9 protein-coding genes and 1 pseudogene are annotated in these 8,174 nt (G+C 49.6%); all 10 read left to right on the forward strand.

Going from position 1 to position 8,174, the window contains the following annotated elements; genetic code table 11:
• Positions 1–735, forward strand: a 735-nt coding sequence (locus STRDD11_RS05720; RefSeq protein WP_206512680.1) for a single-stranded-DNA-specific exonuclease C-terminal domain-containing protein, incomplete at its 5' end; no start/stop codon positions are given.
• A gap of 46 nt (positions 736–781) precedes the next feature.
• Positions 782–1,309 (forward strand): hypothetical protein, encoded by a 528-nt coding sequence (locus STRDD11_RS05725; RefSeq protein WP_128836196.1) that lies wholly within the window; start codon positions 782–784, stop codon positions 1,307–1,309.
• Positions 1,310–1,406: 97 nt separating this feature from the next.
• On the forward strand, positions 1,407–2,858 hold the full coding sequence (locus STRDD11_RS05730; RefSeq protein ID WP_128836198.1) for an amidase: 1,452 nt from the start codon (positions 1,407–1,409) through the stop codon (positions 2,856–2,858).
• Between the two features lie 113 nt (positions 2,859–2,971).
• Positions 2,972–3,819: pseudogene (locus STRDD11_RS05735) on the forward strand (transporter substrate-binding domain-containing protein).
• A 3-nt stretch (positions 3,820–3,822) separates the two neighbouring features.
• A complete protein-coding gene (locus STRDD11_RS05740) occupies positions 3,823–4,482 on the forward strand; it encodes an amino acid ABC transporter permease (protein ID WP_128836200.1) in 660 nt (219 codons plus the stop codon).
• Between the two features lie 116 nt (positions 4,483–4,598).
• On the forward strand, positions 4,599–5,111 hold the full coding sequence (locus STRDD11_RS05745; protein ID WP_128836202.1) for an adenine phosphoribosyltransferase: 513 nt from the start codon (positions 4,599–4,601) through the stop codon (positions 5,109–5,111).
• A 261-nt stretch (positions 5,112–5,372) separates the two neighbouring features.
• Positions 5,373–6,314 carry a homoserine O-acetyltransferase MetA gene (metA, locus tag STRDD11_RS05750; RefSeq protein WP_128836205.1) on the forward strand — a complete coding sequence of 314 codons (942 nt, stop codon included), beginning with the start codon at positions 5,373–5,375 and terminating at the stop codon, positions 6,312–6,314.
• A gap of 8 nt (positions 6,315–6,322) precedes the next feature.
• Complete coding sequence (locus STRDD11_RS05755; protein WP_128836207.1) at positions 6,323–7,003, forward strand: DnaD domain-containing protein; 681 nt, start codon at positions 6,323–6,325, stop codon at positions 7,001–7,003.
• Between the two features lie 116 nt (positions 7,004–7,119).
• Positions 7,120–7,911 carry a glutathione-dependent disulfide-bond oxidoreductase gene (gene yghU, locus STRDD11_RS05760; RefSeq protein ID WP_128836209.1) on the forward strand — a complete coding sequence of 264 codons (792 nt, stop codon included), beginning with the start codon at positions 7,120–7,122 and terminating at the stop codon, positions 7,909–7,911.
• Between the two features lie 115 nt (positions 7,912–8,026).
• A partial coding sequence (locus STRDD11_RS14235; RefSeq protein ID WP_241209340.1) for a tRNA (adenine(22)-N(1))-methyltransferase TrmK occupies positions 8,027–8,174 on the forward strand: 148 nt, incomplete at its 3' end.

Consider the following 8,174-nt stretch of genomic DNA (forward strand, 5'->3'; position numbering starts at 1 on the left):
GGGGCAGCCAACAGCCACCTCAAACTGAAGGTCTCGCAGCAGGATGCGGCCTTTGAGGTAGTGGCCTTTGGTCAAGGGACGCTGGCGGCCGAATTTGCCCAGGCTAAGCAGCTGGAGCTGGCGGTCAGCCTTTCTGTCAATAGGTGGAACGGCCAGACCAGTCTGCAGCTCATGCTGGTGGATGCGCGTGTGGACGGCGTTCAGCTCTTTAATGTCCGCGGCAAAAATGCCTCGCTGCCTGATGGGGTTCCCCAGCTGCGTTTCACCCAGCCTTTGCCGGATTTGGACAATAGCAGAGCTGTACTGATTTATGACCTTCCTGATGATTTGCAGGAGCTGAAAGCTATTCTGCAGTCCCATGAGTTTGAGGCGATTTATTTCAAAAATGACATTGCCCGGCCCTACTATCTGACCGGCTATGGCAGCAGGGAGCAGTTTGCCCGTCTCTACAAGACGATTTACCAGTTTCCGGAGTTTGACATCCGCTACAAGCTCAAGGAGCTGGCGTCTTATCTGAAGCTTGATCCGATTCTCCTTGTGAAGATGATTCAAATCTTTGAAGAGCTGGGCTTTGTGACCATTAAAGACGGCGTCATGACGGTTAATAAAGGGGCAGAAAAGAAAGAAATTGACAGCAGTCTCATTTTCCAAGATCTCAAACGCACCGTCAAGGAGCAGGAGCTGATGGCGCTGGGCACCGTGCAGGAGATGTATGATTATTTGATGGAGAGATGAGATGGTAAAGGATCAAACAAAAGTCTTGCGAAGGAGAAAATTTTAGATGAATGAAATTATCCTTAGCTTTAAACCAGAATTTTTTCGAGCTCTATTGACCGGAAAAAAGCATTTCGAATATCGTGCTAGGATACCTGATGAAGAAACAATTGCTTATTTATACTTATCTGCGCCTGCTAAGATGATTGTTGGGAAAATGGTTTTAGGGAAACGTAATAATATTCAAGATTTCTTGGACAAGAGGAGACTGAAAAGTAGCAGCTGCTCAAATTTAGAGCAACACTTGAATGAGGGCGCTAAGTATTTTTCAGCCATTCATTCTCTATCTCTTCTTGATAAACCAGTATTGTTAGAACAAGCTAAGCAATTATCTCCAACATTTCATGCCCCGCAAGGCTATACTTATATTAAGAATTACAGAGAACTCCATCATTTCCTTGATTGTTCTAACTTCTCAACATTTGAGATAAACTCTTCTGATAGTCTAGAGTTATTGGGCTTATTTACCAAAGATATTGTCAAAGTTTACAAACAAGAAATAGCAACTCCGGTTTATTTAAAGCAGTATATTTAGTTTCATAAAGATAGAAACAATTCTTTTCATTAAAATTGCAATAAATTTGCTAGAAAATCGTTGGATATACTTTAACCATGAGTTTAAGGAGAAACACATGACTTGGACAGATGCCACCGCCATGGCGCAGGCAGTCAGACAAAAAGCAGTATCGCCTTTGGAGCTGGTAGAAGAAGCGATAGCAAAGATTGAGCGGCTCAATCCGTCGCTCAATGCTGTGGTTTACAAGCAGTATGAGGAAGCCAGACAGCTGGCGCAAGAGGGCTGCTTTGATCATCTGCCCTTTGCCGGCGTGCCCCTCCTTCTCAAGGATCTGGGGCAGGAACAGGCCGGCGCTGTTTCCACGGCGGGTTCGGCTCTCTTTGCTGGCTATCGTCCCCAGCAGACAGATCATTATGTGGCGGCTTTAGAGAGGCTGGGCTTTATCATTCTGGGCCGGACCAATACGCCTGAATTTGGCTTTAAGAATATCAGCGACAGCCGTTTTTATGGTCCGGTCTCCCTGCCGCAGGATTTGACCCGCAATGCCGGCGGCTCCAGCGGCGGAGCAGCCGCAGCAGCAGCGTCGGGCATGGTTCCCTTGGCTGCAGCCAGTGACGGCGGCGGCTCGATTCGGATTCCGGCCAGCTTTAACGGCCTGATTGGTCTCAAGCCCAGCCGCGGCCGAATACCTGTCGGACCCGGCTCCTATAGAGGCTGGCAGGGGGCAGCAGTGAATTTTGCCCTGACCAAGTCAGTCCGTGATACCCGACGCCTCCTCTATCATTTGCAGACCTGTCAGATGGAAAGTCCCTTTCCCCTGCCTCTGCTCAGCAGGGAAAGCCTGTTTGACTTTAGGGCGGAGCAGCCTTTGCGGATTGCTTTCAGCAGCCGTTCGCCGATTGGCAGTTCTGTTTCCCAGACTGCTCAGGCAGCCGTTCACAAGGCCGCAGTCTTTCTGGCGGAGCTTGGACATGAAGTGGCAGAGCTGGCGCAGGAGCCTCTGGATGGCATTGAGGCCATGAAGTCCTATTATCTCATGAACAGCGTGGAAACAGCCGCTATGTTTGATGGCATTGAAGCCAGTCTGGGCCGCTCGATGCGCTTGGAAGATATGGAGCTGATGAGCTGGGCCCTTTATCAGTCTGGGCAGAAGATTTCGGCCAAGGATTTCACGAAAATCCTGCAGGACTGGGATCAGTATTCAGCTCAGATGGCAGTCTTTCATGAGACCTACGACCTCTACCTGACACCTGCAACTGCAGAATCAGCACCCAAGCAGGACCAATTTCCTCTGTCAGCAGCCCTGCAGGAGCAGCTGAGACATATAGCTGACTATTCCCAGTCGGAGCAGCAGGAGCTAATCTGGCAGATGTTTGAGGAAAGTCTGGCATGGACTCCCTTTACCCAGCAGGCCAATCTGACTGGCCAGCCCTCCATCAGTCTGCCCCTGCATCGGACGGCGGAGGGCCTGCCGCTGGGAGTGCAGCTGACGGCGGCCAAGGGCCGAGAGGACTTGCTCTTATATGTAGCCCAGCTTTTTGAAGAGGCGGGAAAGTTTGAGCGGTAAATCACAAACAGATTGATTGCGAAAGCGTCACCAATTTAGTATGATAAAAAGTAGGGAAATGATATTTTCTTACTTTTTAATATCATTTCAAAATAAACACGGATGGTGAACATATGAAAAAGCTTTTTTCTGCCTGTTTGGCCCTGGCTGGCCTAACTCTTCTTTTGGGAGCCTGCTCTGCTAAGCAGTCCAGCAGTTCAAATGGTTCATGGGATCAGATTGAACAGTCTAAAACCCTGAAAGTCGCAACGTCTGGGACACTGTTTCCGCAGTCTTATCACGATGATGACAATAATCTGACTGGCTATGATGTGGAGATTATAAAGGAAGTCGGCAAGCGTCTGGGACTGAAGGTGGAGTTTGAAGAGATGAGTGTGGACGGCATGCTGGCTGCCCTCAAGAGCGGCAAGGTGGATGTGGCCGGCTATTCTGAAAAAGCGGAAAGAACGCTGATAAGTTCCTCTGGACAAGACCGCACAAATATTCCTTTACCTCTATGATTGTCCGCAAGGAGGACAATTCAGGCATTCACTCGCTCAAGGATCTCAAAGGCAAGAAAGCAGCAGGAGCCGCTTCGACCAACTATATGAAGATTGCCAAAAAGCTGGGCGCGGAGCTGGTGATTTATGACAATGTCACCAACGATGTCTATATGAATGACATTGTCAACAAGCGGACAGATGTAATCATCAATGACTACTACCTACAAAGCATGGCGCTGACAGCCTTTCCGGACAAGCCCATCAAGATTTTAGAAGATGTTTACTTTAACCCGACTTCTGCCAGCTTCTCCCTGTCGCTGGACAATAAGGTTCTGCTGGAAAAGATTGACGGTGCCTTGGAGGAGATGCGCAAGGACGGTACCTTGACCAAGCTTTCTGAGAAATTCTTTGCCGGTCAGGATGTGACCCAGGAAAAGAAGTTTGATTATGAAACGGTTGACATTTCAGATGTGGAATAGAGGATGAATGTTATTGATTTTCGGCTGATAGTCGATCAGTTTTGGTTTGTCTTTTCTGGCATTCCCTATACCTTGGGCGTCGCTCTGACGTCCTTTCTGACGGGGCTGGTGCTGGGCTTCTTCATCTCCCGGGCCCGGATGTCCAAAAGCAGCCTTCTGTCTGCTTTGGCCCGCTTCTATATTTCTGTCATGCGGGGCGTTCCCATGATTGTAGTGCTTTTTGTGCTCTACTTTGGACTGCCTTTTTATGGGGTGGAGCTGCCGGCGCTTCTGTGCTCTTATCTGGCCTTCAGTCTGGTCAGCGCGGCCTACATCTCTGAGATTTTCCGGGCCAGTATGCAGGCAGTGGATCAGGGCCAGTGGGAAGCAGCGCGGGCTCTGGGTTTGAAAAATTGGACCATTGTCCGCAAGATTATCCTGCCCCAGGCCATCCGCATTGCTATTCCGCCCTTGGGCAATGTGGTTCTGGACATGATCAAATCGACCTCCCTCATGGCCATGATTACCGTTCAGGATATTTTCCAAAAGGCCAAAATCGTCGGCGGCCGGGAATTGGACTATATGTCTATGTATGTCCTGGTAGCCTTTATTTACTGGCTGCTCTGCTACGGCTTTGAAATCCTTCAGGCCCGTCTGGAGAAGAAACTGAGGATTTACAGCTAGCAGGACGGGAAGCAGCAGACTGGGAAGCATTTCTCCCAGTTTTTCTTTTTTATCCCCTTTTTATTGGAAAACATGATATAATAGAGAGTAAAAAATTTTTTGAGAGAAAGTAACAAATGAATCTAAAAGACTATATTGCAACAATCGAAAATTACCCGCAGGAAGGCATTACTTTCCGCGACATCAGTCCGCTGATGGCAGACGGAAATGCCTACAGCTATGCTGTCCGTGAGATTGTCCAGTATGCGACGGACAAGAAAATTGACATGATTGTCGGTCCGGAAGCCCGCGGCTTTATCGTCGGCTGCCCTGTGGCTTTTGAGCTGGGGATTGGCTTTGCGCCGGTCCGCAAGCCGGGCAAACTGCCGCGCGAAGTGATTTCTGCAGACTATGAAAAGGAATACGGCATCGATACTCTGACCATGCATGCTGATGCCATCAAACCCGGCCAGCGGGTACTGATTGTGGATGACCTTCTGGCGACAGGCGGTACAGTCAAGGCGACCATTGAAATGATCGAACGTCTGGGCGGTGTGGTTGCCGGCTGTGCATTTCTGATTGAGCTGGATGAGCTCAAGGGCCGCGAAGCGATTGGCGACTATGACTACAAGGTGCTCATGCACTACTGATACATAGTTTAAAGCTATATCTAGTTAGAGAAAAAGTATAATTGAAAACTATATCTCCTTCCAGTATAATGAGAGTAATATAAACTGTTGCTGAGAGGAAATCTATTGTTGACAGGGACAGCACCAAGTGCAGCTTTTGCTGCATCACCGGTCAGGCTGGGGAAGGTCTCAGCAGACCTTTCCCAAGTTCTGCATCTTAGATTGTCCAAGTGCATCCGCACAGGCTGAGCACAGTGGATCTGATTCAGAGGAGATATTTTCATGCCCATTAAGATTGATAAAAAATTACCAGCTGTTGAAATTTTAAGTTCTGAGAATATCTTTGTCATGGACGACGACCGGGCGGACCATCAGGATATCCGTCCTCTCAATATCTTGGTTCTCAATCTCATGCCGCAGAAAATGGTGACAGAAACGCAGCTCCTGCGGCATTTGGCCAATACCCCTCTGCAGCTGACTATCGAATTTCTCTATATGAAATCCCATCGGTCCAAAACGACCCATGCAGAGCACATGGAGACCTTCTATAAGACCTTTGAGCAGGTCAGGAGCCGTTATTTTGACGGCTTGATTATTACTGGGGCACCGGTCGAGCATCTGCCCTTTGAGGCGGTGGACTATTGGGAGGAGTTTCAGCAGGTCATCGAGTGGTCTAAGACCCATGTCTTTTCCACACTTCATATCTGCTGGGGAGCTCAGGCTGGGCTCTATGCCCGCTATGGGGTGGACAAGCACCAGATGGAGCGCAAGCTGTCCGGGGTCTACAGCCAGTCAGCGTCCAGCCGCAATCTGCTCTTCCGCGGCTTTGACGATGAGTTTTATGCCCCTCATTCCCGCCATACTGAGGTGCTGAAAGAAGACATTCTCAATCTGACCAATCTGGAAATTCTTTCCCAAGGCAAAGAGACAGGCGTGTCAGTTGCTGCCAGCCGTGATTTGCGGGAGGTCTACAGCTTCGGCCATATGGAGTATGACCGGGATACCTTGGCCAGAGAGTATTTTCGTGATCTGAAGGCTGGTAAAAATCCGCATATTCCAGAGCATTACTTTCAGAACGATGATGTCAGCAGCCAACCGTCTCTGCGCTGGAGTTTGCCGGCAGCTCTCTTTTTCAGTAACTGGGTCAACTATGCGGTCTATCAGGAAACACCTTTTGACTGGGAAAGCCCTGAAAACGACGTATCATTTTTTGCTTATTTATAAGGGGTTACATGACATATTTATCAGCTTTCAAATCGGGCAATCTGGTTATTCCAAGTGCCCTGCTTTTGCATTTTAAGGATATTTTTGATTCCTCTGATGATTTTTTGGTCTGGCAGTTTTTCTATCTGCAAAACACTACATCGCTGGAAGAAGTGGCACCGAGCCAGATTGCGGAGACGATTGGCAGGACATTGACGGAGGTCAACCGCTCCATGTCCCATCTGACCGAAAAAGGCCTTTTGCAGTATAAAACAATTGAGCTGGGAGGCGAAGCTGAGGTGATTTTCGATGCTTCCCCTGCCTTGGAAAAGCTGGACGATTTGCTGGCAGCCAAAAACGACCAGCAGGCTGCGGTTAAGCCGCCGCAGAATGTCCTGAAAGACTTGGTAGAGACCTTCCAGCAGGAGCTGGGCCGTCTCTTGACCCCCTTTGAGATTGAGGATTTGACCAAGACCGTTCAGGACGACCGAACCAGCCCAGAGCTGATCAAGGCTGCCCTGCGGGAAGCGGTTTTTAACGGCAAGGCCAACTGGAAATACATCCAGGCTATCCTGCGCAACTGGCGGCGGGAGGGCATTACCAGTGTCGCTCAAGTAGAAGCCAAGCGCGAGGAGCGTGAAGCGGCCAATCCGCAGAATGTGACGGTGTCAGACGACTTCCTCAAGGCTATGAATTTGTGGAAGGATTGATAAAAAGCATGGGAGTCTGTCTCAGTTTCTTGTAATATTCTATGTTACAATAGGAACGACAGAATCTGATTATTTTTGTTCAGATTTAGTTAGTAAACTTCAAAAGGAGAGAAACCATGTCAGAATACAAACTGCCAAAAGTCTGGTCTGCTGCGGACAGCAATCAGGGTAAATTTTCAGGGATCAATCAACCGACTGCCGGTGCTCGCTTTGAGCAGAAGCTGCCAGTCGGTGAGCAGCCTTTCCAGCTGTATTCGCTGGGGACGCCCAACGGTGTCAAGGCCACCATTCTGCTGGAGGAGCTGCTGGCGGATGGTGCAGCGGAGGCAGCCTACGACCTCTACCAAATCAGCATTATGGATGGCGACCAGTTTGGCTCGGACTTTGTCAAGCTCAACCCTAATTCTAAGATTCCGGCCTTGCTGGACCAGTCAGGGGCTGAGCCGATTCGGGTCTTTGAGTCTGCCCATATCCTGCTCTATCTGGCTGAGAAATTCGGGCAGTTTATCCCTGCTGAACCTGCCGAGCGTGCGGAGGTCCTCAACTGGCTCTTCTGGCAGGCAGGCGCAGCGCCATTCCTGGGCGGCGGTTTCGGCCATTTCTTTCACTATGCACCGGAAAAAATGGAATATCCGATTAACCGCTTTACCATGGAGGTCAAGCGCCAGCTGGATTTACTGGACAAGGAATTGGCGGCCAAGCCTTATATCGCCGGTCAGGACTACAGCATCGCCGACATCGCCATCTGGTCTTGGTACGGACAGCTGGCAGAGGGCAGGCTCTATGCCGGTTCTGCAGAATTTCTCGATACCGCTTCCTACAAGCATCTGCAGGCCTGGGTGGATAAGATTGCAGCCCGTCCAGCGGTGCAGCGGGGGCTGAAAGCAGAATACAAGGCAATCAAGTAAAAAGACTAGGGCGGGACAGAATGATGGCTGATCAAGGCGATTTTTCTCCCGCCGCTTTTTTTATGCCCTTAAAAATGATATACTGAATAGGACAATCAATAGAAACGAGAAAGCTATGCAGAAAAAAACGATTTCCCAGCGATTGGAAAAGGTTGCGGCTTTTGTGCCGGCTGGGAGCAGGCTGCTGGATGTGGGGAGCGATCATGCCTATCTGCCCATTTATCTGATGCAGCAGGGCCGGATTGAGGCGGCGCTGGCCGCTG

The organism is Streptococcus sp. DD11, from assembly GCF_001578865.1.
Lineage (GTDB): Bacteria > Bacillota > Bacilli > Lactobacillales > Streptococcaceae > Streptococcus > Streptococcus panodentis.

Excerpts from the sequence above, each read along its gene's own strand:
- STRDD11_RS05725 (WP_128836196.1), top strand. The coding sequence starts at position 782 with ATGAATGAAATTATCCTTAGCTTTAAACCAGAATTTTTTCGAGCTCTA.
- STRDD11_RS05730 (WP_128836198.1), top strand. The coding sequence starts at position 1,407 with ATGACTTGGACAGATGCCACCGCCATGGCGCAGGCAGTCAGACAAAAA.
- STRDD11_RS05740 (WP_128836200.1), top strand. The coding sequence starts at position 3,823 with ATGAATGTTATTGATTTTCGGCTGATAGTCGATCAGTTTTGGTTTGTC.
- STRDD11_RS05745 (WP_128836202.1), top strand. The coding sequence starts at position 4,599 with ATGAATCTAAAAGACTATATTGCAACAATCGAAAATTACCCGCAGGAA.
- metA (WP_128836205.1), top strand. The coding sequence starts at position 5,373 with ATGCCCATTAAGATTGATAAAAAATTACCAGCTGTTGAAATTTTAAGT.
- STRDD11_RS05755 (WP_128836207.1), top strand. The coding sequence starts at position 6,323 with ATGACATATTTATCAGCTTTCAAATCGGGCAATCTGGTTATTCCAAGT.
- yghU (WP_128836209.1), top strand. The coding sequence starts at position 7,120 with ATGTCAGAATACAAACTGCCAAAAGTCTGGTCTGCTGCGGACAGCAAT.